Source organism: Polymorphobacter multimanifer (assembly GCF_014205635.1).
Taxonomy (GTDB): Bacteria; Pseudomonadota; Alphaproteobacteria; order Sphingomonadales; family Sphingomonadaceae; genus Sandarakinorhabdus; species Sandarakinorhabdus multimanifer.
This window is the reverse complement of the sequence record NZ_JACIIV010000002.1, coordinates 35,369-58,768: the sequence shown is the minus strand read 5'-3', so window position 1 is coordinate 58,768 and position 23,400 is coordinate 35,369. Positions and strand designations below refer to the sequence as shown.

Annotated in this window: 21 protein-coding genes and 1 tRNA gene; 10 read left to right on the top strand and 12 right to left on the bottom strand. The window is 67.7% G+C overall.

From position 1 onward, the window contains the following. Positions 1–237: 237 nt before the first annotated feature. Positions 238–312 (bottom strand) — tRNA-Gly (locus tag FHS79_RS01420). A gap of 168 nt (positions 313–480) precedes the next feature. Here FHS79_RS01420 and trxA point away from each other — a divergent pair. The 3 genes from trxA to FHS79_RS01405 are packed head-to-tail and all read left to right on the top strand — an operon-like array spanning position 481 to position 2,266. Then, the gene (gene trxA / locus FHS79_RS01415) at positions 481–1,386 is read left to right on the top strand and encodes a thioredoxin (protein ID WP_184194267.1); all 906 of its coding nucleotides are present in this window, start codon (positions 481–483) and stop codon (positions 1,384–1,386) included. An 8-nt stretch (positions 1,387–1,394) separates the two neighbouring features. Further along, positions 1,395–2,078 (top strand): LON peptidase substrate-binding domain-containing protein, encoded by a 684-nt coding sequence (locus tag FHS79_RS01410; RefSeq protein ID WP_184194264.1) that lies wholly within the window; start codon positions 1,395–1,397, stop codon positions 2,076–2,078. Beyond that, on the top strand, positions 2,075–2,266 hold the full coding sequence (locus FHS79_RS01405) for a Trm112 family protein (RefSeq protein ID WP_184194261.1): 192 nt from the start codon (positions 2,075–2,077) through the stop codon (positions 2,264–2,266). The genes FHS79_RS01410 and FHS79_RS01405 overlap by 4 nt, the downstream gene beginning before the upstream one ends. 7 nt (positions 2,267–2,273) lie before the next feature. Here the strand turns inward: FHS79_RS01405 and FHS79_RS01400 are convergent, their stop codons facing one another. Further along, on the bottom strand, positions 2,274–3,503 hold the full coding sequence (locus tag FHS79_RS01400) for an FAD-dependent monooxygenase (RefSeq protein WP_184194258.1): 1,230 nt from the start codon (positions 3,501–3,503) through the stop codon (positions 2,274–2,276). Positions 3,504–3,638: 135 nt separating this feature from the next. Between FHS79_RS01400 and FHS79_RS01395 the strand changes: the two genes are divergently transcribed. Then, positions 3,639–6,044: an FtsK/SpoIIIE family DNA translocase gene (locus FHS79_RS01395; protein WP_243452566.1), complete on the top strand. Its 2,406-nt coding sequence runs from the start codon at positions 3,639–3,641 to the stop codon at positions 6,042–6,044. Here FHS79_RS01395 and FHS79_RS01390 read toward each other — a convergent pair. Beyond that, entirely contained in the window at positions 6,041–6,721 is a 681-nt protein-coding gene (locus FHS79_RS01390; protein ID WP_184194255.1) for an Npun_F0296 family exosortase-dependent surface protein, read from the bottom strand. The two genes, FHS79_RS01395 and FHS79_RS01390, sit on opposite strands and share 4 nt — an antisense overlap. Positions 6,722–6,800: 79 nt before the next feature. Further along, the gene (locus tag FHS79_RS01385; RefSeq protein WP_184194252.1) at positions 6,801–6,998 is read right to left on the bottom strand and encodes a hypothetical protein; all 198 of its coding nucleotides are present in this window, start codon (positions 6,996–6,998) and stop codon (positions 6,801–6,803) included. A gap of 66 nt (positions 6,999–7,064) precedes the next feature. Between FHS79_RS01385 and FHS79_RS01380 the strand changes: the two genes are divergently transcribed. After that, a complete protein-coding gene (locus FHS79_RS01380) occupies positions 7,065–7,847 on the top strand; it encodes a class I SAM-dependent methyltransferase (protein ID WP_184194249.1) in 783 nt (260 codons plus the stop codon). A 140-nt stretch (positions 7,848–7,987) separates the two neighbouring features. Here the strand turns inward: FHS79_RS01380 and FHS79_RS01375 are convergent, their stop codons facing one another. Next, positions 7,988–9,481 carry a replicative DNA helicase gene (locus FHS79_RS01375; protein WP_184194245.1) on the bottom strand — a complete coding sequence of 498 codons (1,494 nt, stop codon included), beginning with the start codon at positions 9,479–9,481 and terminating at the stop codon, positions 7,988–7,990. A 259-nt stretch (positions 9,482–9,740) separates the two neighbouring features. Between FHS79_RS01375 and nusB the strand changes: the two genes are divergently transcribed. The 3 genes from nusB (at position 9,741) to FHS79_RS01360 (ending at position 13,308) form a co-directional block, all read left to right on the top strand. Next, the gene (gene nusB / locus FHS79_RS01370) at positions 9,741–10,223 is read left to right on the top strand and encodes a transcription antitermination factor NusB (RefSeq protein ID WP_184194242.1); all 483 of its coding nucleotides are present in this window, start codon (positions 9,741–9,743) and stop codon (positions 10,221–10,223) included. Beyond that, complete coding sequence (thiL, locus tag FHS79_RS01365) at positions 10,216–11,133, top strand: thiamine-phosphate kinase (RefSeq protein WP_184194239.1); 918 nt, start codon at positions 10,216–10,218, stop codon at positions 11,131–11,133. The genes nusB and thiL overlap by 8 nt, the downstream gene beginning before the upstream one ends. 93 nt (positions 11,134–11,226) lie before the next feature. Continuing rightward, positions 11,227–13,308 (top strand): sodium-translocating pyrophosphatase, encoded by a 2,082-nt coding sequence (locus FHS79_RS01360; protein WP_184194237.1) that lies wholly within the window; start codon positions 11,227–11,229, stop codon positions 13,306–13,308. Here FHS79_RS01360 and FHS79_RS01355 read toward each other — a convergent pair. The 5 genes from FHS79_RS01355 to rpe all read right to left on the bottom strand — a co-directional run bounded on the left by FHS79_RS01355 (position 13,305) and on the right by rpe (position 19,991). Next, entirely contained in the window at positions 13,305–14,759 is a 1,455-nt protein-coding gene (locus FHS79_RS01355; RefSeq protein ID WP_184194235.1) for a cyclic di-GMP-binding domain-containing protein, MshE-related, read from the bottom strand. The two genes, FHS79_RS01360 and FHS79_RS01355, sit on opposite strands and share 4 nt — an antisense overlap. A gap of 94 nt (positions 14,760–14,853) precedes the next feature. Then, positions 14,854–15,948, bottom strand: coding sequence for a serine hydrolase domain-containing protein (locus FHS79_RS01350; RefSeq protein ID WP_184194230.1), 1,095 nt, complete (start codon positions 15,946–15,948; stop codon positions 14,854–14,856). Between the two features lie 11 nt (positions 15,949–15,959). After that, complete coding sequence (gene purH, locus FHS79_RS01345; RefSeq protein ID WP_184194227.1) at positions 15,960–17,546, bottom strand: bifunctional phosphoribosylaminoimidazolecarboxamide formyltransferase/IMP cyclohydrolase; 1,587 nt, start codon at positions 17,544–17,546, stop codon at positions 15,960–15,962. A 23-nt stretch (positions 17,547–17,569) separates the two neighbouring features. Next, positions 17,570–19,291 carry a heparinase II/III family protein gene (locus tag FHS79_RS01340; protein WP_184194224.1) on the bottom strand — a complete coding sequence of 574 codons (1,722 nt, stop codon included), beginning with the start codon at positions 19,289–19,291 and terminating at the stop codon, positions 17,570–17,572. 40 nt (positions 19,292–19,331) lie between these two features. Then, a complete protein-coding gene (gene rpe, locus FHS79_RS01335) occupies positions 19,332–19,991 on the bottom strand; it encodes a ribulose-phosphate 3-epimerase (RefSeq protein ID WP_184194221.1) in 660 nt (219 codons plus the stop codon). 137 nt (positions 19,992–20,128) lie between these two features. Here rpe and FHS79_RS01330 point away from each other — a divergent pair, with 137 nt between their 5' ends. Further along, a complete protein-coding gene (locus tag FHS79_RS01330; protein WP_184194218.1) occupies positions 20,129–21,067 on the top strand; it encodes a hypothetical protein in 939 nt (312 codons plus the stop codon). 19 nt (positions 21,068–21,086) lie between these two features. Here the strand turns inward: FHS79_RS01330 and FHS79_RS01325 are convergent, their stop codons facing one another. Then, positions 21,087–21,752 carry a YoaK family protein gene (locus FHS79_RS01325; RefSeq protein ID WP_184194215.1) on the bottom strand — a complete coding sequence of 222 codons (666 nt, stop codon included), beginning with the start codon at positions 21,750–21,752 and terminating at the stop codon, positions 21,087–21,089. A gap of 138 nt (positions 21,753–21,890) precedes the next feature. Between FHS79_RS01325 and FHS79_RS01320 the strand changes: the two genes are divergently transcribed. After that, a complete protein-coding gene (locus FHS79_RS01320) occupies positions 21,891–22,661 on the top strand; it encodes a sulfite exporter TauE/SafE family protein (RefSeq protein WP_184194212.1) in 771 nt (256 codons plus the stop codon). 7 nt (positions 22,662–22,668) lie between these two features. On the opposite strand, the gene FHS79_RS01315 is transcribed toward FHS79_RS01320, so the two are convergent. Next, positions 22,669–23,400 carry a PIG-L deacetylase family protein gene (locus FHS79_RS01315; RefSeq protein WP_184194209.1) on the bottom strand — a complete coding sequence of 244 codons (732 nt, stop codon included), beginning with the start codon at positions 23,398–23,400 and terminating at the stop codon, positions 22,669–22,671.

Below are 23,400 nucleotides of genomic sequence, written 5' to 3'. Positions count from 1 at the left end.
TGACCCCCTGATTTTCCTCCACGATCGATCAGAGTTCGGCCCTTGAAGAGGACGGACGATGAAGCGAACGAGGTTTACGGAAGAGCAGCGGATGTGGTCGCTGGAGGCGTAGGAGCGGAAGCTGACGCGGCTGTTGGCGGACACGATGTTCGACAATGCGGCATCAAAGGACTTTTATCGAAAAAGGAGCGTCGCTCCAGTTTTCCTCAGCATCTTCGTTTGAAATGGGAGAAAAATTGGAGCGGGCGAAGGGATTCGAACCCTCGACTTCAACCTTGGCAAGGTTGCGCTCTACCCCTGAGCTACGCCCGCTCGACCACTGCAGTGGTGAGGCGCGGCCCTAGCACCGGCCGCACCGGCAATGCAAGCCCCAATCACGTGCGACCCCGCATCACCCGCCGATTGCCGCTTCCTCCCTTGGCAATTCCGCCCCTGTCGCCCCATATGTGAGGAGTATCAGGATTCGACCGGAGATTTCCCTTGGCCAGCCTCGCCACCGCCGCCACTGAAAAGGCCAGCATCGAAGCCTTTCGCCGCGATGTCATCGAAGCCAGCAAGACTGCGCTCGTGCTCGTCGATTTCTGGGCGGAATGGTGCGGGCCGTGCAAGACGCTGGGGCCGTTGCTCGAGAAGGTGACTGCCGCAAAAGCCCCGCGGGTGAAGCTGGTGAAGATCGACGTCGACAAGAACCAGGCGCTTGCCGCGCAATTCCGCATCCAGTCGATTCCCACCGTCTATGCCTTTCTCAATGGCGCACCGGTCGATGGCTTCCAGGGTGCGCTCGGCGAGCGCGAATTGACTGCCTTCATCGATCGGCTGCTTGCCGGCGCCCCGCCCTCGGCTGACGAGGCCGACCAGGAGGCGGAGATTGCGGCGCTCGTGCAGGCGGCCGAGCAGGCGAGTGCCGCCGGGGCGCATGCCGATGCGCTCGGCATCTTCGGTGCGATCCTGCAGGAATTGCCCGAGCGGCACGACATCACCGGCAAATATGCGCTGGCGCTGCTGGCCGCCGGCAACGCGCAGGGGGCGGCTGATGCGCTTGCACCCGTGCCCGCCGATTTCAAGGACGAGGGTGTGGTGAAGGCGCGCGCCGCGGTGACGCTGGCACTCGATGCGACGCCGGTCGACGATCTCGCCGGGCTCGAGGCGCAGCTGGCCGCCGCACCCGACGACCATGCGCTGCGCTACGAGCTTGCCGGAGGCTATATGGCGCGCGGCGACCGCGATGCTGCTGCCGATCATCTGCTCGCCATTGTTGCCGCCGATCGCAGCTGGAACGAGGCGGCGGCACAGGCCAGGCTGCTCAAGCTGTTCGAGGCCGCCGGGCTCGGCGACCCGTGGAGCATCAAGGTACGGGCGCGGTTGCGCTCGATTCTGTTCGCATGAGTGAAGACATGAACGATTACACCAGTGATGTGGCCACCACGCCATTGCCGAGCGCGGTGCCGGTGTTTCCGCTCACCGGCGCGCTGCTGTTTCCGCGCGGGCTGCTGCCGCTCAACATCTTCGAGCCACGTTACCTCGCGATGGTCCGCGACGCGATGGAGGCCAAGGGGGCAGCCAGCCGGATCATCGGCATGATCCAGGCGCGTGGCGAGGGGAGCATTGCGGGTGAGTCGCCGCCGCTGTTCAACGTCGGCTGCCTCGGCCGGATCACCGATTACCGCGAGACCGATGACGGGCGCATCCTGATAGCGCTTGTCGGCGTGTCGCGCTTCCGCGTCGGCGCCGAGCTCGATCGGCCGACGCTCTACCGCCAGGTGCTCGCCGATTACCATGGCTTCGGGAGCGATCGTGACGAGCCGAGCGCGCTCGGCCCCGCTGCCCGCGCCGGGCTCGAGGATGTGCTGCGCAGCTATCTCGATGCGCAGGGCCTTGCTGCCGATTGGGAAGCGGTGAAGAACGCCGATGACGAGTCGCTGGTCACCACGCTCGCCTGTGTGTGTCCGTTCGATCCGGCCGAAAAGCAGGCGCTGCTCGAAGCGTCGGACCTGCCCGAGCGCGCGGCCACGTTGACGGCGCTGATGACCTTTGCCGGAAACCCCGCCGGGCGTGGTGACCGGCCCACACTCCAGTGAGTGCACCGGCCGCCATCGACAGCAAGCTGCTGGCCATTCTCGTCTGCCCGATGACGCGCACATCGCTGCGGCTCGATGCCGAGCGGCAGGAGCTGGTGTCGGACGTGGCGGGCCTCGCCTATCCGATTCGCGACGGGACGCCGATCCTGCTCATCGAAGCGGCGCGCGAGTTGCCGCAGCAAGCGTAATCCGCTTTCAGACCAGCTGACCCTGCAACAGCGCCGGCAGCGCGCCGGTTTCGCCGCGCGCCTCGGCCATGAAGCGGGCTTTCAGTGGCGGCACGCGCTCGACGGCGGCAAGGCCGAAGCGGCGGACGGCGGCGGGGAGGCGACCGGGGACGGCGAACAGGCGGTTGAGTCCGTCGGTGACCGCGCCCACCATCGAATTGTCGAGCCGGCGCCACGCGGAATAGCGTGCCAGCACATCGGGGTGGCCCAGATCCTGTCCGGTGCGGGCGGCTTCGACGAGCACCTGCACAAGGGCGGCGACATCGCGGAAGCCCATGTTGAGGCCCTGGCCGGCGATGGGGTGGATGCCGTGCGCCGCATCCCCGGCCAGCACGAGGCGCGGGCGATAATATTCGGCGGCATGGTGATAGCCGAGCGGCCAGACCGCCTGCGGGGCGATGACCTCGACTTCGCCCAGCGTGCCGTCGATGCGCTTCTCGATTTCGGCGGCAAGGGCCTTGGGGCCGAGCTTGGCGCTGCCGGCGGCGGCATGCGCATCGACCGTCCAGACGATCGCCGAGCGCGGGCGACCATCGGTGTGATCGACCATCGGCAGCAGCGCCAGCGGACCCGAGGGGTAGAAGAGCTCGCAGGCGACCTGGCCATGGGGGACGCTGTGCGCGACCATCGAGACGAGTGCGCTGCTCTGATATTGCCAGCCGGCGATGCGGATGCCGGCGGCGGTTCGCGTGGCCGAGCGGCGGCCATCGGCGGCGATGGCCAGCGGGGCCTTGAAGCTGCGGCCATCAGCCAGCGTGAGGGTGGCGGCATGATCGCCATAGTCGAGGCTGGCGACGCGGGCGGGGGCGATGAGGGTGATGTGCGGCTCGGCTTCCACGGCGCGGAGCAGGCTGGCGCGGAGCAGGCGGTTTTCGAGCATGATGCCGAGCGGCTCGTTCCCCTCGCCGGCGTCGAAATGCAGGAATTGCGGGGCGGTGCCGTCGGTGACGCGGATGGCGCGGATGGCGCAGCCATGCTGTGCCAGCACATCATCGATGCCGAGAATCCCGAGCATCCGGGCCGAGGCGCTGGCGATGGCGCTGGCGCGGCCATCGAAGGCGGCGGTGAGCGTCGTCTGCAGGTCGGCGGTGTCGATGACGATGCTCGACACCTCGTGGCGGGCGAGGGCGAGGGCGATGGTGGAGCCGATGAGGCCACCACCGATGATGAGGACGTCTGCGGTGTTGGATGCGTTCATGGCACAGGCTTAGCGCAACCGGCGGACCACTGCCACATGATGCGGAGCCTTGACCCTGAATCCGGCCTGCGTCACTGTGAAGCCCTGCGGTTCAAAGCGTGAACACGCTGCGCGACTGAGGGAGTTTGTGCGCCAATGGCCAGCCGGGCCACCCAGCAGCCGATGCAGGCTCGCCGCCCGAAAGGCGGCGCGCGCAAGCCTGTGGCGCCGAGCCCGGTCGAGCGGCTGCTGGCCTGGGGCGCCCGGGCGTTGCGCACGACCGGTGTGTGGACGGTGGCCTTGCTGCTGATCGGGGTGGCGGTGGCGCTCGTCGTGGCGATGGCCTGGTATTCCCCCGATGATCCATCGTTCAACACCGTGACCGGCCGTGCCGTGGCCAATCCGATGGGGCAGATCGGCAGCCATGTCGCCGATCTGCTGATGCAGGGCGTGGGATGGGCTGGGCTGGGGCTGGCGCTGCTGCCGCTGATGGCGGGGTTGCGGCTGCTGCAGGAGACGGACTTTGCGGCCCGCCGGGCCCTCAGTGCCGTGCCGCTCGGCGTGGTGCTGCTGGCGGCGGCGCTGGGGTCGGCGGGGGTGACCGCAGGGCTGGCACCGGCAGGTGCCGGCGGTGCACTGGGGATGCTGGCGGGCTGGGGCAGCGACGCGCTAGGCGATGCACGGTGGCTGGAGGGCGTGCCGGTGGGGCTGGTGGTGGCGTTGCTGCTGGCGCCGCTGGCGCTGGGGCTGCTCGGCTGGGGCACTGGCGTGCGCAGCGAGGACTTCGCCTGGGCCGGCGCGCTGTGGCGGCGGGACCGGTCCGACTTCGACGACATGGATGATGAGGCCGAGGATGCGCCGCTGGTGCTTGCACCACGCGGGGGCGAAGATGTCCGGGTGCGCGCCGATGCCGATGGCGATGCCGAGTTCCGGGGTCCGCGTGTGGTCACGGCCAGCCCTTCGCCACCCCGACCGCAGCGGGGCCGCCAGCCGGTGCTCGATCTTGGCGATGGCGGGGTGCTGCCGGGGCTCGACCTGTTGAAGCCGCCGCCCACCGGCCCGGCACGGCGGATCGATGAGGCGGCGCTGGCACAGAATGCCCGGCTGCTGGAGGGCGTGCTCGAGGATTTCGGCGTGCGCGGGCGGATCGGCGAGGTGCGGCCGGGGCCGGTGGTGACGATGTATGAACTCGAGCCTGCGCCCGGCATCAAGGCAAGCCGGGTGATCGGGCTTTCGGACGATATTGCCCGGTCGATGAGTGCGCTTTCGGCGCGTGTGGCGGTGGTGCCGGGACGCAATGTGATCGGCATCGAGCTGCCCAATGCCAATCGCGAGATGGTGAGCCTATCGCAGCTGCTCGGATCGGCGGCTTTCGAGAACCGATCGATCGTGCTGCCGCTGGTGCTGGGCAAGGACATTGCCGGCGAGCCGGTGATCGCCGACCTGGCCCCCATGCCGCACCTGTTGATTGCCGGCACCACCGGCTCGGGGAAGTCGGTCGGGCTCAACGCGATGATCCTCAGCCTGCTCTACCGGCTGACGCCAGCCGAGTGCCGGATGATCATGATCGACCCCAAGATGCTCGAATTGAAGACCTATGACGGAATTCCGCATCTGCTGGCGCCGGTGGTTACCGAGCCCGCCAAGGCGATTCGCGCGCTCAAATGGGCGGTCGAGCAGATGGAGGACCGGTATCGCCAGATGTCGGCGATCAATGTGCGCAGCCTCGCCAGCTTCAACGCCAAGGTGCGCGAGGCCAAGGCGAGCGGGCGGCCCTTCGTGCGGCGCGTGCAGACAGGGTGGGACCCCGATACCGAGGCGCCGATCATCGAGGAGGAGGTGCTCGATTTCTCGCCGCTGCCGCTGGTGGTGGTGGTGGTCGACGAGCTCGCCGATCTGATGATGACCGCTGGCAAGGAGGTGGAGTTCCTTATCCAGCGGCTGGCGCAAAAGGCGCGTGCGGCGGGCATCCACCTCATCATGGCGACGCAGCGGCCATCGGTCGATGTGATCACCGGCGTCATCAAAGCCAATCTGCCGACCCGGATCAGCTTCCAGGTCACGAGCAAGATCGACAGCCGCACCATTCTCGGCGAGCAGGGTGCCGAGCAGCTGCTCGGCAAGGGCGACATGCTGTGGATGCCGGGCGGCAAGGCGCCGGTGCGCGTGCATGGGCCCTTCGTTACCGATGACGAGGTGGAAGCGGTGGCCGATCATTGGCGCCGCCAGGGTGCGCCCTCCTATGTCGATGCGGTGACCGAGGAGCCCGACGACTGGGATGGTGGCAACGGCGGCGGGAGTGGCAGCCTGCCGCTTTCAGGTGGTGGCAGCGGCGGGGGTGCTCCGGGTGCCGACAGCGAGGACGAGATCTATGCCCGCGCCGTGCAGGCGGTGGCCTCGGCGCAAAAGGCCTCGACCAGCTATCTGCAGCGCCAGCTCCGCATCGGCTACAACAATGCGGCACGGCTGATCGAGCGGATGGAAGCCGATGGCTTTGTGTCCCGCCCCGACCATGTCAACCGGCGCGAGGTGCTCGTCGACGAGCATGGGATGCGGCGCTAGGCGATAGCCGAGCTGGTCCTGCGCCGGCGGAGAAGGGCGCCGACAACACCGAAGCCGGTGATGAGCATCGCCCAGCTGGCCGGCTCGGGCACCGCGCCGATCGTCACGCCGATATTGTCGAACTCGAAGGCCGGGCTGGAGGAGCGGAAACCGACCTTCTCGATCCGGTCCTGCACGTCGAGCCCGAAGGTGACACGGCGGTTGGTGATGGCGGCGGCCTGGTTGCCGTTCCACTGCGGCATGTCGAGGCCGGTGATTGTGCGGACGAGGCTGCCGTCGGCACGGCGGAAATCGAGGCTGTTGTAGCTGTCGATCGACCCCCAGTAGAGGCTGAAGCCCGCAAGGACCTGCCCGCGCCCGGTGAAATTGGTGAAATCGAAGGTGGAGAGGCTGTCCGGCCCGACCGACTGGTAGACGCCACCGTTCGGCGTGCCGGCGGGGGCTGCGCGGCCGGCGCTGCTGCCGGCGGCGGTGATGACAGTGGGGCCGGCGAAGATATTGGTGATGCCCGCCGCCATCGGCGCATCCAGGCCAATGACCGGCACGAAGCCGGCGGGAAGTCCGGGGTCTGGCGCGCCGGCAAGATTGCCGATGATGGTGACGGCAGCAACAGGGTTGGCGATGCTGGTGAGCAGGGCGGCGGCGGACAGGCGGAAGGGCATTTGCGATGACTCCATCGATGGCATATCCGCGGATACGACCGTCGTTGGCGAAAGCTTAACTGACGAATAGTTAACGCCTGTTCGGTACTATTCTTCAAGGCTCGCGGAGCAGCGTGAGCAGATGCCCGGCCGAAAGGATTGCCAGGGTGAGGCCGATGAAGGTGGCGGCGTTCCAGGGCAGGTGGGCATGCCAGGCGAGCGGGGCGCGGCGGCGGGCATGGTCCCCCAGCCAGCCGGCGGCGGCGAGCAGGAGTGCGGTGATGAGCAGCGTTATTGTTATTTCCCGGTTCATGCGGCTGCGCTACTGCATGAAGCGGGGTGGCCGCCAGCGCGGCACGACCGAATTTGGGAGGATGACATGCGATATCTGTTGACGGCAGCACTGGCTGCGACGGTTCTGGTGGCGCCGGCACAGGCCGCCAGCCTGACGGAAGTTCTTGCAGGCCCGCAGCGCAGCGAAGCGAACAAGGCGCGCGATGCCTATCGCAATCCGGCCGAAACGCTGGCGTTTTTCGGCGTGAAGCCGGGCATGACCGTAGTGGAAATCTCGCCTGGCGGCGGCTGGTATTCGGAAATCCTGGCCCCGATGCTCGAAGGCAATGGCACGTATATCGCTGCTGCCGGCAACCCGGCCGCGAGCGAGAATGCCGCCAAGTCGGTTGCTGCCTACAAGGAAAAACTCGCCAGCTATGCGCCTTCGGCCAAGGTCGGCGTGTTCGGCAAGGGCAGCTATGATGCGATTGCCCCCGAAGGCTCGGCGGATGCCGTTCTCACCTTCCGCAACGTCCACAACTGGCACATGGGCGGCTATGGCCCCGATGCCTTCAAGGCGTTTTTCAAGGTGCTGAAAAAGGGCGGCACGCTCGGCGTGGTCGATCACCGCCTGCCCGAAGACCGGCCCGATGCCGACATGACGACCAGCGGGTACATGAAGGTTTCGGCGGTGCGGCAGATGGCGGAAGCTGCAGGCTTCAAGCTCGTCGCTTCGTCCGACGTCAACGCCAACCCCAAGGACACCAAGGACTATCCCGGCGGCGTGTGGACCTTGCCCCCGACCTTCGCCAAGAAGGATGAGGACCGCGCGAAATATGCGGCGATCGGCGAAAGCGACCGGTTCACGCTGAAGTTCGTGAAGCCTTAAGCCGCAGCGCGGCGGCGGGATAGCGTAGCTATCCCGCGACTCGCGCAAGGCCGGCCGGCGGGTCGGCGGGTTCCAACCCGCCGACCCCGTCCGACGGCGTGGCTTTGCCACGCCCCGCCTTCCTTCTTCTTTGCCAGCAGTTACCCTTGATCATCCCGGCGCCAGCTGTCCGGCGCGCGGTCGCTGAATTTCGTGACGTTCTTGTCGAAGATCAGTTCGACCTTGCCGGTGGCGCCATGGCGTTGCTTGGCGACGATCACTTCGGCCAGGCCGTTGAGGGTGTTGGCCTTTTCCAGCCATTTGGTGTGCTTCTCCACCTCCTCGATGTCGGGCTGCTTCATCGTGTGGTAATATTCCTCGCGGTAGACGAAGAGTACGATGTCGGCGTCCTGCTCGATGGTGCCGGACTCGCGCAAATCGGCGAGCTGGGGGCGCTTGTCGTCGCGTTGCTCGACGGCACGGCTGAGCTGCGAGAGGGCGAGGACGGGGAGTTGCAGCTCCTTGGCGAGCGTCTTCAGGCCGCGGGTGATCTCGGAGATTTCCTGGACGCGGTTCTCGCCGCCATTGCGCCCCGTTCCCTGCAGCAGCTGGAGATAATCGACGACGATGAGGCCGATGTTGTGCTGGCGCTTGAGGCGGCGCGCGCGGGTGCGCAGCGCAGCGATCGAAAGTGCGGGCGTGTCGTCGATGAACAGCGGGAGCGTGGTGAGCGCGCCCGAGGCGCGGGCGAGCTGGGTGAACTGCTCCTGGCGGATCTTGCCCATGCGCAGGCTTTCCGAGTTCACCCCGGCCTGTTCGGCAAGGATACGCGTGGCGAGCTGGTCGGCCGACATTTCGAGGCTGAAGAAGGCCACCGGTGCGCCCGAGGACTGTTCGGGATCGAGCCCGCGTTCCTTGTCCTGCATGTAGCGCTCGGCGCAGGAGAAGGCGATGTTGGTGGCAAGCGCCGTCTTGCCCATCGCCGGACGGCCGGCGAGAATGACGAGATCGGACTTGTGGAGCCCGCCGATCTTGGTGTTGAGGCCATCGAGGCCGGTCGTGTAGCCCGAGAGATTGCCGCCGGACTTCATGGCGCGCGTGACCATCGCCAGCGCCTCGTCGGCCGCACTCCGGAAGGTCTTGACGCCGCCCCCGACTTCGCCGGCCTCGGCGACGCGGTAAAGCGCCTTTTCGGCCTCCTCGATCTGCTTGATCGGTTCGACTTCCACCGACGTGTCGGCGGCCGAGGTCGCCATTTCGCGGCCGACGCGGATAAGCTCGCGGAGCAAGGCCAGGTCATAGATCTGGCGGGCGAAATCGCGCGCCGCGATCAGCCCTGCGCCATTCTGGGTGAGCTGGGCGAGATAGGCCGGGCCGCCGAGCTCGGCCATGGCGGGGTCGTTTTCGAAAAGCGGCTTCAATGTGACGGGGTTGGCGGTCATCCGCCGGTCGGAAAGGGTGAGGATCTGGGCATAGATGCGGCCGTGCAGATCTTCGGCGAAATGCGCGGCGGTGAGGCGACCCATGACATCCTCGACGAGCCGGTTGTCGATCATCAGCGCGCCGAGGAGGGCGGCCTCCGCTTCGAGATTCTGCGGCAGGGTGGTGAAATCCATGGGTGTTTCGACGATGCGGAGGGGAGGGGATGTGGCCATGGCACCTTGTGCCGCATCCGGCCGGGTTTTTGAATCCCCCCTGGGTGGGACAAGGCTGTGGAGAAGGGGTGGAACAGCGCCAATTAGCGTAACAAATACAATATACTAGAATTATTTGAGGAATGCCTCCGGCGGCTGGGGCCTTGGGCCCCAGACCCCTTTGGTCGGGCCGGGTCCCCATGATTGGGGTCCGGGGCCGAGGCCCCGGCCGCCGGAGGCCCCCTTCCTAAAAGCCCATCACCCCGCTAGACGCTCGCGCATGTCCAAAGCGCGCACCAAATCTCCGGCCAACATCAACCTCGCGCGGGGTGCGGCGCGGCTGGGTGCGGTGCAGGCGCTTTATCAGCAGGCGATGACCGGGGACACGATTCCGCGGCTGCTCAACGAATTTCACCATCACAGGCTGGGTGAGTCGCCTGACGGCGCCGGGCCGGGGGTGGAGATGGCCGAGGCCGATGTGGCGTTTTTCGATGACCTGGTGATGGGGGCGAGTGCCCGCGCCGAGGAGCTGGACGGGCTGGTGGCGGGGGCGCTGGCGGCGGGGTGGACGCTGGAGCGGCTCGACCGGCCGATGCAGGCGCTGCTGCGGCTGGCGACCTATGAGCTGGTGGCGCGCGCCGATGTGAGTGCGGCGACGGTGATCGAGGCGTATGTGGCGCTCTCCAAGGCGTTTCACGATGACAAGCAGGCGGGGTTCGTGAACGGGCTGCTCGATACGGTGGCGCGGCAGGTGCGTGGCTGAACGCGATTTCATCCGCGCCCTGATGGCGCCGCTGGCAGGCAGTGCCGCGGCGCGGGGGCTGGCGGATGATGCGGCGGTGTGGACGCCGCCACTGGGGCGCCAGCTGGTGCTGACCCATGACACGATGGCGGCGGGGGTGCACTTCCTTGCCAGCGATCCGCCGGGCGATGTCGGGTGGAAGCTGGTGGCGGTGAACGCATCGGACCTGGCGGCGATGGGGGCGCGGCCGGCAGGGGCATTGCTCTCGGTGGCGCTGGGGACCGGGCAGGACGCGGACTGGCAGGCGGGGTTTGCGCGCGGGCTGGGGCAGGCATTGGACGCGTTCGGGCTGGCGCTGTGGGGTGGGGATACGGTGAGCGGCGTGGCGGCGCCGGTTCTAGGGATGACGGTGGTCGGCCATGTCGAGGCGGGCCGGGCGCTGGGGCGCGGCGGGGCGCAGCCGGGGGACCGGCTCTGGGTTTCGGGGACGATCGGTGATGCCGGGCTGGGGCTGGCGATGGCGCAGGGCCTGGCGCCGATGCAGCCCTGGCTGCTCAAGCGGCTTCGGCGGCCGATGCCGCGATTGGCGCTGGGGGCCGCACTCGTGGGTGTGGCGAGTGCGTGCATGGATGTGAGCGATGGTTTGCTGATCGACGCGGAGCGGCTGGCGGCAGCGAGCAGCGTGGGGCTGGCGATCGATCTGGATGCGGTGCCCTTGTCGGAGGCGGCGCGGGCGGCGGGGTTGTCGGCGATCGAGGCGGTGGTGAGCGGGGATGATTACGAGCTGCTGTTCACCGCTCCGGCCGATGCGGTGGTGTCGGCGGGGGCCTGCTGCATCGGCTCGGTGGTGCGCGGGGCGGGGCTGGCGTTGAATGCGGATGGGCACGCGGTGCCGCTGCCCGCGCGACGCGGCTGGGAGCATGCACTGTAGCTGTTGATTCTGCGGTCTTTACATCGACCCCATGCCTGTCATGCTGCGCACAATAACCGCAGCAATAGTCCGCGGCTGGGCAGGGGAATGCGCATGGATCCGGTCATGATGGCCATCGGCTTCGGGCTGGTGGCAGTGCTGTATGGCGTGCTCACATCGCGGCAGGTTCTTGCGGCAAGCCCGGGCAATGCGCGGATGCAGGAGATTGCCAAGGCGATCCAGGAAGGGGCGGGGGCGTATCTCGGCAAGCAATATGCCGCGATCGGTTTTGTGGGCGTCATCATGGCGGTGCTGGTGTTCGTGCTGCTGGGGCCGGTGGAGGCCGGGGCGTTCGTGCTGGGGGCGGTGCTTTCGGGGGTGACGGGCTTTATCGGGATGAACATTTCGGTGCGCGCCAATGTGCGGACCGCCGAGGCGGCGCGGCTCTCGTTGCAGGCGGGGCTGACGATGGCGTTCCGCTCGGGCGCCGTGACCGGCATGCTCGTGGCGGGCCTGGCACTGCTGGCGATTGCCGGCTATTTCTATGCGCTGGTGGCGTCCGGGCTGGCACCGACGAGCCGGGCGGTGGTGAATGCGCTGGTGGCCTTGAGCTTCGGAGCGTCGCTCATCTCGATCTTTGCGCGGCTGGGTGGCGGCATCTTCACCAAGGCCGCCGATGTGGGCGCCGACATGGTGGGCAAGAACGAGCTCGGCTTCGACGAGGACGATGACCGCAACCCGGGCGTGATCGCCGACAACGTCGGGGACAATGTGGGCGATTGTGCCGGCATGGCGGCCGACCTGTTCGAGACCTATGTGGTGACCATCGGTGCCACGATGGTGCTGGTGGCGCTGTTGGTGGGCGGGGCCGATGCGGCGCGGCTGATGACGCTGCCGCTGCTTGCGTGTGGCGTGTGCATCGTCACCTCGATCATCGGCACCTTCTTCGTGCGGCTGGGGGGCGGCTCGATCATGGGGGCGCTCTACAAGGGGCTGCTGGTGACGGGCGTGCTGTCGGTGCCGGCACTCTGGTTCGCGACCGCGATGATCTTTCCCGACATGAACGCCGTCATCGGCACCGCGGAGCGCAGCTTCACTGGACGGTCGCTGTTCTATTGCATGATGGTGGGGCTGGGGGTGACGGCGCTGATCGTCTGGATTACCGAATACTATACCGGGACCGGCTATCGGCCGGTGCAGTCGATCGCCAAGGCGAGCGATTCGGGGCATGGGACGAACGTCATCCAGGGGCTGGCGGTGTCGATGGAATCGACGGCGATGCCAACCTTGGTGATCGTGGTGGGCATCATCGCCACCCATCAGCTGGCCGGGCTGATCGGCATTGCCTTTGCTGCCACCGCGATGCTGGCGCTGGCCGGCATGATCGTGGCGCTCGATGCCTATGGGCCGGTGACCGACAATGCCGGCGGCATTGCCGAAATGGCCGGGCTCGAAGCGGAAGTGCGCGAGCGGACCGATGCGCTCGATGCCGTGGGCAACACCACCAAGGCGGTGACCAAGGGTTATGCGATCGGCTCGGCCGGGCTGGCGGCGCTCGTGCTGTTCGCGACCTATACCGAGGATCTGGCGCAGTTCTTTGCCGATGTGCCGGTCGATTTTTCGCTCTCCAACCCCTATGTCGTCGTCGGGCTGCTGCTGGGGGCGCTGCTGCCCTATCTTTTCGGCGGCATGGCGATGACGGCGGTGGGGCGCACCGCGCAAGCGGTGGCGCAGGACATCCGCGCGCAGTTCCGGGAGAACCCCGGCATCGCCACGCGCGAGGTGCGACCTGATTATGCGCGGACCGTGGGGCTGGTGACGGCGGGGGCGATCCGCGAGATGATCGTGCCGTCGCTGCTGCCGGTGCTGGCACCTGTCGTCGTCTATTTCGCCATCACTGCGGTGGCGGGGCAGGGCAATGGCTTCGCCGCCCTTGGCGCGCTGCTGATGGGGGTGATCGTCTCGGGGCTGTTCGTGGCGATCTCGATGACGTCGGGCGGGGGTGCCTGGGACAATGCCAAGAAGGTGATCGAGCAAGGCGCCTATGGCGGCAAGGGGTCGCCGGCGCACCAGGCGGCGGTGACTGGCGATACGGTGGGTGATCCGTACAAGGACACCGCGGGGCCCGCGGTCAACCCGATGATCAAGATCACCAACATCGTGGCGCTGCTGCTGCTGGCGATCCTCGCGGGTTAGACGCTCGCCATTGTGCCGGTGCTGCCCCCGGATCCGCTGTTGCCGACGGTGAGGTTGCCGATGGCATGGTCAAGCAGATCGGCGTGAAGTGCCAGCGGCCTGTCCTCGAACTGGCAGGCGGTGACGAGCTGCTCGAGCAGGAAGCGCGGCTGGAAGGCGGCAAGCGGCAGGCGATGCGTCTCGGTGAGCGCGTCTGCCAATGCCTCCACCTCGGTGCGCGGGGGTGCGTCGGGAAAGCCGAGGGTTTTCGCCACGCCTTCGAAGATCGTCACCCAGGTGGCGCGCGGCGGGGCGGCAACTTCGAGCTTGTAGGGGATCCGGCGGAGAAAGGCGGGGTCCATCAGGTCGGAAGGGGAGAGGTTGGTCGAGAAGATGACGATCGCTTCGAAGGGGATGCGCACGCTCTTGCCGGTGTGGAGCTTCAGATAATCGACATGGTTTTCCAGCGGCACGATCCAGCGGTTGAGGAGGGCGGTGGGGGACACGATCTGACGGCCGAAATCGTCGATCAGCATGCAGCCGCCGGCGGCTTTCACATGCAGCGGGGCGGTGTAGAAATTGGCATTGGGCTCGTGCTTCAGATCGAGCATCTCGAGTGTCAGCTCGCCACCGGTGATGATGAAGGGGCGGCGGCACGCGACGAAGCGGGCATCGGGCTCGTCGCGCATCAGGGCACTGGCCGAGCCGCTGTTGGTCACTTCGACCGGCTTGTGCACATCGGGATCGAAGAGCTGCATGATCTGGCCGTCGATCGAAACCGCGTGCGGAATATAGATCACCTGACGGAAGACGCGCTCGAGCCGCTGCGCCACCGACGTCTTGCCGTTGCCCGGCGGACCATACATCAGGATAGCGCGCCCGCCCCGCGCCGCCGGGCCGATCTGGCTGACAAAGGCTTCCGGCACCTGCAACCCGGCAAAGGCGGCGCGCATCGAAGCCGGATCGATGGTCTCGTTGGTTACCTTCTGGCGGTCGATCCAGTGGATATAGGTTTCGAGCGAGACCGGGGCAGGACCCACATAGCTCGACCGCGACATGGCCTCGGCGGCGCGGCGTTTGCCGGCCTCGGTCAGCTCGTGGCGCATCACGGTAAGGCCGCCGAGCATGCCGATCAGCTGGCCTCGAACGCCGAGGTCGATCAGGTCGGCGATGATCTTGGGCGCCAGCTTGAGAGCGGATGAAAGCGCAGCAATCGTGTCTGCCGGCGTGGACGCCATTGTCTTGAGAAGCAGTTCGAGCAGCGACTTCTCTTCGATTTTCGTGTCGGCGATGCTCAACGGCTCGCGCGGGATGCCATCCATGAAGCGTGACAGACCGGACGGGCTGATGGCGCCGGTCGCCACCAGGCTGTCCCCCAGCCGTCCGCCATGCTCGCGCTGGTGGGCCAGCGCCACTTCGACCGCCGCTGGCGTGACAAGTCCCGCCGCTGCGAGCATCTCGCCGATTCGCATTCTCGTCTCCAAGCGCCAGCTCAACGGCGGGGGTTGCCGCAGGCCGATACGCGCGCCTGCCAGGGGATGCAGCGTTGCAAAGCCACCAAGTCCTTCAGGACAAATCGTAAACCGATCTTTCAAACGCCTGCAGAACAGCCAGGGCAGCAGGATCGGCAAAGGGAAGATGCTGCATCAGCAAGATTGCGGCAAGACCTGCCTCAGGATCGACCCAGAAATAGGTGTTGGCGATGCCGGCCCAGCTCAGGCAGCCGGCGCTGCGGCCATCGGGGCCGGGCTCCGGGTTGATGAGCGTGCCCAGCCCCCAGCCGCACTGCTGGCCGGGCATCGCCTCATAGGGGCGTGCCAGCCAGGGCAGCGTGGAGCCCATGATGCCGGCACGCAGCGGCCCGAGCTGGTTGGTGCTGAAAGCCTCGACCATGGCGGGTGAAAGCGTGCCATCACCGCCGCGCAGCAGCATCTGCAGGAAGCGGCCATAGTCACCCGCCGTGCCGGCCAGACCGGCGCCGCCGGGGATGAACTCATGGGCTTCGCTGTAGAGCGAAAAGGCCGGAAAGGGCGCCATGCCGCCATCGGCACCCCGGATCATCATCGGCACGGTGCCCGCGCCATAGCGCGTGTCGGCCATGCCGAGCGGGCCGAGCAGCTCGCGCTCCAGCCAGCTGTCGAGCGGCTCGCCGGTGGCGGCGACGATGGCGAGCGCGACCCAGTCGGTGGAGACGCCATAGGCCCAGCCGGTGCCGGGATCGAAGAGCAGTGGCATGGTGATGGAGGCCATGGTGCCGGGTGTGGGGGGGGCGCTGCGGCTGCGGCTGATCTCGGGCTGCACGAAATCATAGCCGAAGCCCGAACTATGGGTGAGCAGGTGGCGGAGCGTGATCGCGGTGGTGGCGGGGCGCAGCTGCAGCACATCGCCATCGAAGCCGGCGATCACCTGGGGTGTGGCGAGGGCGGGCAGCAGCGACCCGAGCGGCGCATCGAGGCTCAGCGCACCGGCTTCGACAAGCTTGAGGGCGGCGACCGAGATGATCGCCTTGGTCATCGAGGCGAGTTGGAAACGATCGGTGGCGGTATGGCCGAGCGCCACTTCGGCGCGGGTGCCCTCGGCATCGACGACGAGCGCCACGGCACCGGGGATGCCGCTGCCTTCGAGTGCGGCTGCCAGCGCGCTGCGGATCCGGGTTTCCATCGCGAGTCTCCTCAATGCCGGAAGTGGCGCTGGCCGGTGAACACCATCGCCAGCCCGCGCTCATTGGCGGCGGCGATGACCTCGGCGTCCTTGATCGAGCCGCCGGGCTGAATGATCGCGGTGGCGCCGGCATCGGCGGCGGCGAGCAGGCCATCGGCAAAGGGGAAGAAGGCATCCGACGCCACCGCCGAGCCGACCGTGCGGGGGGCGGCCCAACCCCAGCGCGTCGCGGCGTCCTGCGCCTTTTGCGCGGCGATCCGGGTCGAATCGAGGCGGCTCATCTGGCCGGCCCCGATGCCGGCGGTCGATCCGCCCTGCGCATAGACGATAGCGTTGGACTTCACATGGCGCGCCACGGTCCAGGCGAACAGCATGTCGGCCCATTCGGCGTCGCTGGGGGCGCGGGCGCTGACGACGGTGCAATCGGTGCGCGAGACGGCGGCATTGTCGCGCGTCTGCACGAGCATGCCGCCTCCGATCTGGCGGAGTGCCAGGCCGGGCCGGCGCGGATCGGGGAGAGCAGTGAGCAGCAGGCGCAGGTTCTTCTTGGCGGCAAAGATCTCGATCGCTTCGGCATCGGCATCGGGGGCGATGACGACCTCGGTGAAGATTTCGGTGATGGCGCGTGCGGTCGGCCCATCGAGCGGGGCATTGAGCGCGATGATGCCGCCGAAGGCCGAAACCGGATCGCACTGGAAGGCGGCTTCATAGGCGGCGGCGAGCGTGGCGCCGGTGGCGACGCCGCAGGGGTTGGCGTGCTTGATGATGGCGCATGATGGCCCCGCATCGCGGAACTCGGCGATGAGCTCGAGCGCGCCATCGGCGTCGTTGAGGTTGTTGTAGCTCAGCGCCTTGCCCTGCAGCTGGCGGGCCGCTGCCACCCCGCTGGCACCCGTTTGCGGGCGATAAAGGGCCGCCGACTGATGGGGGTTTTCGCCATAGCGAAGCGTCTCGACGCGGGTGAGCGCCAGCGGCAGCGTGGCGGGGAAGGCCTCACCCTGATCGGCGAAGGCGAACCAGCTGGCCACGGCGGCATCATAGGCGGCGGTATGGGCATAGGCGGCGGCGGCGAGCTGGCGGCGCAGCGCCAGCGGGGTGGCGCCGGCGTGTTCGGCCAGGGCATCAATCAGGCCCTGATATTGCGCCGGATCGGTGAGGATCGCGACTGACTCATGGTTTTTCGCCGCCGAGCGGACCATGGCCGGGCCGCCGATGTCGATATTCTCGATGATGTCCTCGCGCGGCGCGCCCTTCGCCACGGTGGCGGCGAAGGGGTAGAGGTTGATGACCGCGAGATCGATCGGCGCGATGCCATGGGCGGTCATCGCCGCCATATGCTCGGGGTTGCCGCGCACGCCGAGCAGTCCGCCATGGACGCGCGGGTGCAAGGTCTTCACCCGGCCGTCCATCATCTCGGGGCTGCCGGTCAGCTCCGCCACGTCGCGCACGTCATGGCCCATCGCGCGCAGTGCTGCAGCAGTGCCGCCGGTCGAGACGAGCTCGATACCATGCGCCACAAGGGCGGCGGCAAGGGCTTCGAGCCCGGTCTTGTCGGATACCGAAAGCAGCGCCCGTTCGATGCGAACCAGATCAGTCATTTTTGTCCTTCTTTTCGAGAATATCAGCGACCAGCGCGTTTGAAGCTCCAGCCGATGCTGGCCTGGCCGGCCTCGGTGGTGGCGCCCACCACCAGCTGCTGGGTCTTGTGCATGGCGCCATCGGGGCCGATCCACAGCGATGGCTCGATCGACACCTGGCCACCGCGCACCTTCATCGCCCACACCTTGCCATTGGCGAGCTTGAGCAGCGCGCCGGTGCCATCGGCAGTGGGGGTGGCGGCAATGCCGGTGCCCAGATGAAAGCGGATATCGAAGCTGCGCTGCACCCGCCGCTTGAGCGCGCCGATGGTGGCGGGCTCCAGGGCATCCTCGCCGCGCAGATCGAGGCCATCGGGGGAGAGCCAGAGCCGCCGCCGCACCGTCAGCCCGAAGCGGCGGGCATAGCCATCATGGCTTGCCTCCAGCCAATGGCCTTCGCTGCTGGTGCGGCTTTCGACATGCACCGTCTCCACGCCCAGCCCGAGCGTGCCATCGTCGCGGATGCGGGTGCTGTTGGTGTCGGCCACCACCAGCGTGCTGTGCGCGGCGGTGGTGCGAAGCCCGGCGGCGAGCGGCTCGGGCAGCGGCAGCGCCAGCCCGCGCACGCCGCCGCAATTGGTGATGAGCCGCTGGTCCCCATCGCTCATCTCGAAGGCCAGGGTTCCGGCATGGCCTTCGGGCGCCAGCCGGGCGAGCGGTGGCGGCCCGGCATCGACGACGAGCACCGACTTGCCCGCCACCAGCCGATGATAGCCCGAGGCGGTGCCGCCCTTGCCGGCTTGCGCGCCGGTGGGCGCCTGCTTCGCCAGCCGGTCGAGCACCGGCGGTGCGATGGCCGCACTCCCCGACCAGGCACCGACGATGCCATCGCCCAATGCCAGGCCGCGCAGCCCCGGCACGAGCTTCGCCAGCGCCTGTGCGAAGGCCAGCGGCGCGCGGCCGCCGGCGGCTTCGGCGGCGGTGCCGGCATGGAGCAGCAGGTCTGCAAGCCCGAGTGCATCGGTGGGGGCGCGGCTTGCCATGCCGCCATCCTCGAGCACCAGCCGGGCGAGAAGGGCTTCGAGGGCAGCCATGGCGCGGGTGGCGCGCACCTCGCCGCCGGGGATGAGCAGCCCCGCCGCCCACAGGCCGGCGAGTGCCTGGGCGCGGCCCAGGCCGTCGGGCAGGCGGAGCGCGGCGCGATCGAGATGCCGCGCCCATGTGGCGAGGGCGGAGAGCACCAGCGAGCGATAGATCTGGTCGGTGGAGGAGAGGATGAGCGGCGCATGGCTGAGGGCCATCAGCAGCCGCTGGCCGGTGACATCGGCGCGCCACGCCAGCGGATCGAAGGCGGGGAAGCGCGCCAGCCAGCGCGCCGCCAGCGGCTCGGCGAGGCTTGCAGCGGCCCCGGAGCCGGCGTTGCGGTCGGGCTCGTGCGCCGCGATGTCGCGCAGCCAGAGCCAGCTGTCGGCCCATTCGCGCCAGGCGGCGGGGTGGCCGGCAGCGCCGAAATCGAGATCGCGCACCATGGCGGTGTGGCCGGCGTGGATCAACCGGCCGGCGGCGATGCGCTCGCCCACCGCGGCATCACCGGGAACCGGATCGCGCGCCACGCCGAGCAGCTTGAGCGGATAGCGGCCGCGCAGCCGCATCGCGTGGAGCTTCGAGCCATAGACGCTGGTGGCGAGCCGCGCCGCCAGCCGCTCCGAAAGCGAAATCCCCTTGTCCCCGCCCACCCGCTGCAGCGTCTGGCGCCGTTCCAGCATGCGTTCTGGCGGGGCCTCGCTGGCGGGCGGCTTTGCCATGTCAGCCGCGCAGGCCGGCGATGTTGGCGGCATAATGCGAAGCGCCGCCGCGGAAGGTGGCGGTGCCGGCCACCAGCACATCGGCACCGGCATCGATGACGGCGCGGGCATTGGAGGCATCGATGCCGCCATCGACTTCGAGGTCGATCACCTTGCCGGTCTTGTCGATCGCCTTGCGGATCGCCTCGATCTTGCGGAGCTGGCTGGTGATGAAGCTCTGGCCGCCGAAGCCGGGATTGACGCTCATCACCAGCACCAGATCCAGCTCCTCCAGCACATAATCGAGCATCTTGGCCGGCGTGGCCGGGTTGAGCGAGACGCCGGCGCGCTTGCCGAGCGCCTTGATGCGCTGGATGCTGCGATGCAGGTGCGGCCCGGCCTCGGGGTGGACGGTGAGGATATCGGCGCCGGCTTCGGCAAAGGCTTCGAGATAGGGGTCGGCGGGCGAGATCATCAGGTGCACGTCGAGCGGCAGCGTCGTGTGCGGGCGCAGCGCCTTCACCACCATCGGTCCGATGGTGAGGTTGGGCACGAAATGCCCGTCCATCACATCGACATGCACATAATCGGCGCCGGCGGCCTCGATGGCGCGGACCTCCTCGCCAAGGCGGGCGAAATCGGCGGAAAGGATCGAGGGGGCGATGCGGACCGGCTGTTGCATCGCCACGCTCTAGCAGCGCTGGCAGGGTGACGGTAGGGGCCGGTTGGCGCAAATATCGGGGCCCCGGCACAAACCTTTGCAACCATTGGGTTTGTGCCGTGTTAGTCTGCGCCCAAGAATTTCCACAGGACGTCGCGATGCGCATCACCCCCCGGACTGCCGGCTTTTCTGCCGGCCTGTTGGCCCTTCTCCTTGCGGGTGGTGCCAGCGGTGCCATGGCGCAGACCAGCGGCGGCAACACGCAGCTGCCAGGCTCGTGCAGGATGGTCGAGCAACGGCAGGATGGGACGGTGGTGGCCGAATGCTCCACCACATCGGGTGAGCGCGCCAGCGCCATCCGCATCAACGAATGCCGGAGCAATCTTTCGGTTCGTGAAGGCGTGCTCGCGTGCACCGGCACCACCGCCGTCGTCGGCCCGCTTCGCGCCGGCACCCAGCAGACAGGGATCGGCGGTTTTCTGGCGTCGGTTCTGGGCACGCAGCAGGAACAGGCCGGCAACACCGATTGGGTCGATGCCGGCCGTCAGAACCAGACGGGCCAGAATTATCAGACTGGCCAGAACTACCAGAATGGGCAGGGCTATGCCCAGTCCGGCGCATGGCAGCCGATGGCCGAGCGCCGCAACGATTTCGAGCGCCGGCTGACCGAGGCGCGGGGCGCCCGGGTCATCACGGTTGCTGAATCGAACCGGTTGCGGAGCGATTGGCAGACGCTGGCCCAGCTCGAAACCCAGTATCGCCGCAACGGGCTCGATGCCCGCGAGACGGCGGATCTCGATTCCCGGATGCAGGCCATCGAGCGGCGGCTGGGGCGTTTCGGGCAGCAGGGGCAAGGGCAGGGGCAGGCGCAGACTGCGGGCAATTGGGCGCAACTCGAAACGCGGATCAACAATGCCGAGCGCAACCGCGCGATCAACGCCAATCAGACCGCGCGGCTGCGCACCGAGCATGGCGATCTGGTTCGTCTCGATGCGGCCTGGCGGCGCATCGGGCTTGGCGCCAATGAGCAGGCCTATCTCACGCGCCGCCATGCCGAGCTTTCGGCGCTGATCGAGCAGATGGAACGTCGTCGCTGAGGCTGGTCAAAGGGGCCCTTCAGCGCCGTGGCTCGAGGTCCAGCGTGTCCTCGGCGCCCGGCAGCCGGAGCTGCGCATAAAGGGTGAGCACCAGCATGATGCCCACCGAAACGAAAAGCGCGCGCGCGCCGAGTGCAACATGGGTGAGCGCGCCCAGGGTCGCGCCGGCGACCATGCCGGCGAACAGCGTGGCGGGGGACACCCAACCGAGCTTGTCCCCACCCAGGATGGCGGTGGCGATGCGCTTGCCCATTCGCACCAGCGCGCCGGTCATGTAGGTCAGCCCCACCTTCACCTCGCCATTCTCGGCGAACACGGTGTTCTTGGCGCCCATGCTCGCGGCAAGCAGGAGCACTGCCGGCACCATCGGCCCCAGCTCGAGCAGCAGCGCCGCCAGCCCCATCAGCATCGTCACCAGCCACAGCACCGCACCGCGCTGGCGGCGACCTGTGGCGCGGCCGAGCAGCGAGCCGGCAATGACGCCCCCGACAAACGATGCGATCAGCCCGAAGCCCAGGGCGAGATTGCCCAGAACCCCCGCCATTGCCAGCCCCACCTTGGTGACATTGCCGCTCATGAACGACACGAACAGCCCGCCCGATGTGAGCCATCCCACGGCATCGACATAGCCGGCAGTGGCTGAGAGCGTGGCGGCGAACAGCCGGGTGCGGCGATCTTCGAGCATGGCTTTTCGCTATTTCAGCTGCTTGATGTCTCGTCCAGCTATCTCGCCCGGAAGATCATCTGCGGGTGCAAAAAGTATGACAAGTGCCATGGGTCGCGTGTAGCAAGTGACTCACCCCTTCAAGCGAAAGCGAGCCGGTTGCTGGAGTTTCCCGAAATCAGCTTCCTCGACCTGCTGCCGTTCATTCTTGTGGGGCTGGCCGCCCAGATCGTCGATGGCGCGCTGGGGATGGCTTTCGGCGTGATCTCGAGCACGCTGCTCGGCTCTTTTCTCGGCGTGCCGCCGGCGCAAGTCTCTGCCAGCGTCCATTTTGCCGAAGTGTTCACCACCGGCGCGTCGGGCCTGAGCCATGCCTGGCTTCGCAATATCGACTGGACACTGTTCTTCAGGATCGTCATCCCGGGGGTGATCGGCGGCGTGGTCGGCGTGTATGTGCTCACCAGCATCGATGCGGGGGTCGCGCGCCCGTTCGTGATGGCCTATCTCGCGATCATCGGCTTGTCGCTGCTCTATCGTGCATGGCGTTTTCCAACGCCCAGGATCAGCGATCCCAAGTTCGTGGCACCACTCGGCCTGGTGGGCGGCTTCCTCGATGCTGCCGGAGGTGGTGGCTGGGGCCCGGTCGTGACCTCCAACCTGCTGATCCAGGGCGGCGATCCGCGACGGGTGATCGGTACGGTCTGTGCATCCGAATTTTTCCTCACCGTGTCGGTCTCGCTGGCTTTCATCGCCACCATGGGGTTGAGCGCCTTCACCACCGCCACGGTCGGATTGCTGATCGGCGGCGTGATTGCAGCACCGTTCGGCGCCCTTGTGGCTCGCCACGTCAGGCCACGCATGCTGATGTTTCTTGTCGGCGGCGTCCTCACCGTCACCAGCCTCTTCACCATCGTCCGCGCGCTGGCCTGACCAACCGTCAGCGCACCGCAATCAACAGCTCGTCCGGGCGAAGGAACAGCTGCTGGAGCGGATCATCGAGGATGAAGCCGGGATCGTCGGTCACGAGCTGGCCGAGCTGGCTTGCATGCGCTGCCAGGGCCCGGCGCTTGCGCGCCATGTGCGGAGTCACATCGATCCGGTGGATGGCCAGATCGGGGACCGGCAGATCGGTATCGAGCACCCATAGCGGAAAGGCGAACAGCGGCGCGGCATGCGCCGTGGCAACCGCCACCGCCACCGCAAATGCGGCCTGATGGTCCGGATGGGGATCGTCGCGCCAGCAGCTTACATAGCAGTCCGCCGGTGGCACCGACGCGGCTACCTCAGGATGATCGGCGAGCGCTCCATCGGGCGCGTTCGCGAAGACGAGCCGCGCGGTGCCTGCGGAGAGGATCGCGACCGCAGTGCGCGCCTCCTGCCGCCGTCGGTGCGCCAGACGCGCCGGCGGCCATTGCAACGATTCCGGATGCGATGCGGCGCCGTCGGTGAGGATGGTGACGGTGACGTCTATCCCCATGGCGCTGGCGGTGGCGATCAGGCCGCCGCAGCCCAGCGTCTCATCATCGGCATGCGGCACGATCACCCCCAGCGAGCGGGCAGCACCGAGCAGTGTGGCAGCCGGCGTCCAGCCCGATGCCGCTCGCCAGCGATCGAGCGCCGGCAGGGGTCCCGGCGCAGGGAACGACGACGGCATGAGCGCGTTGACCAT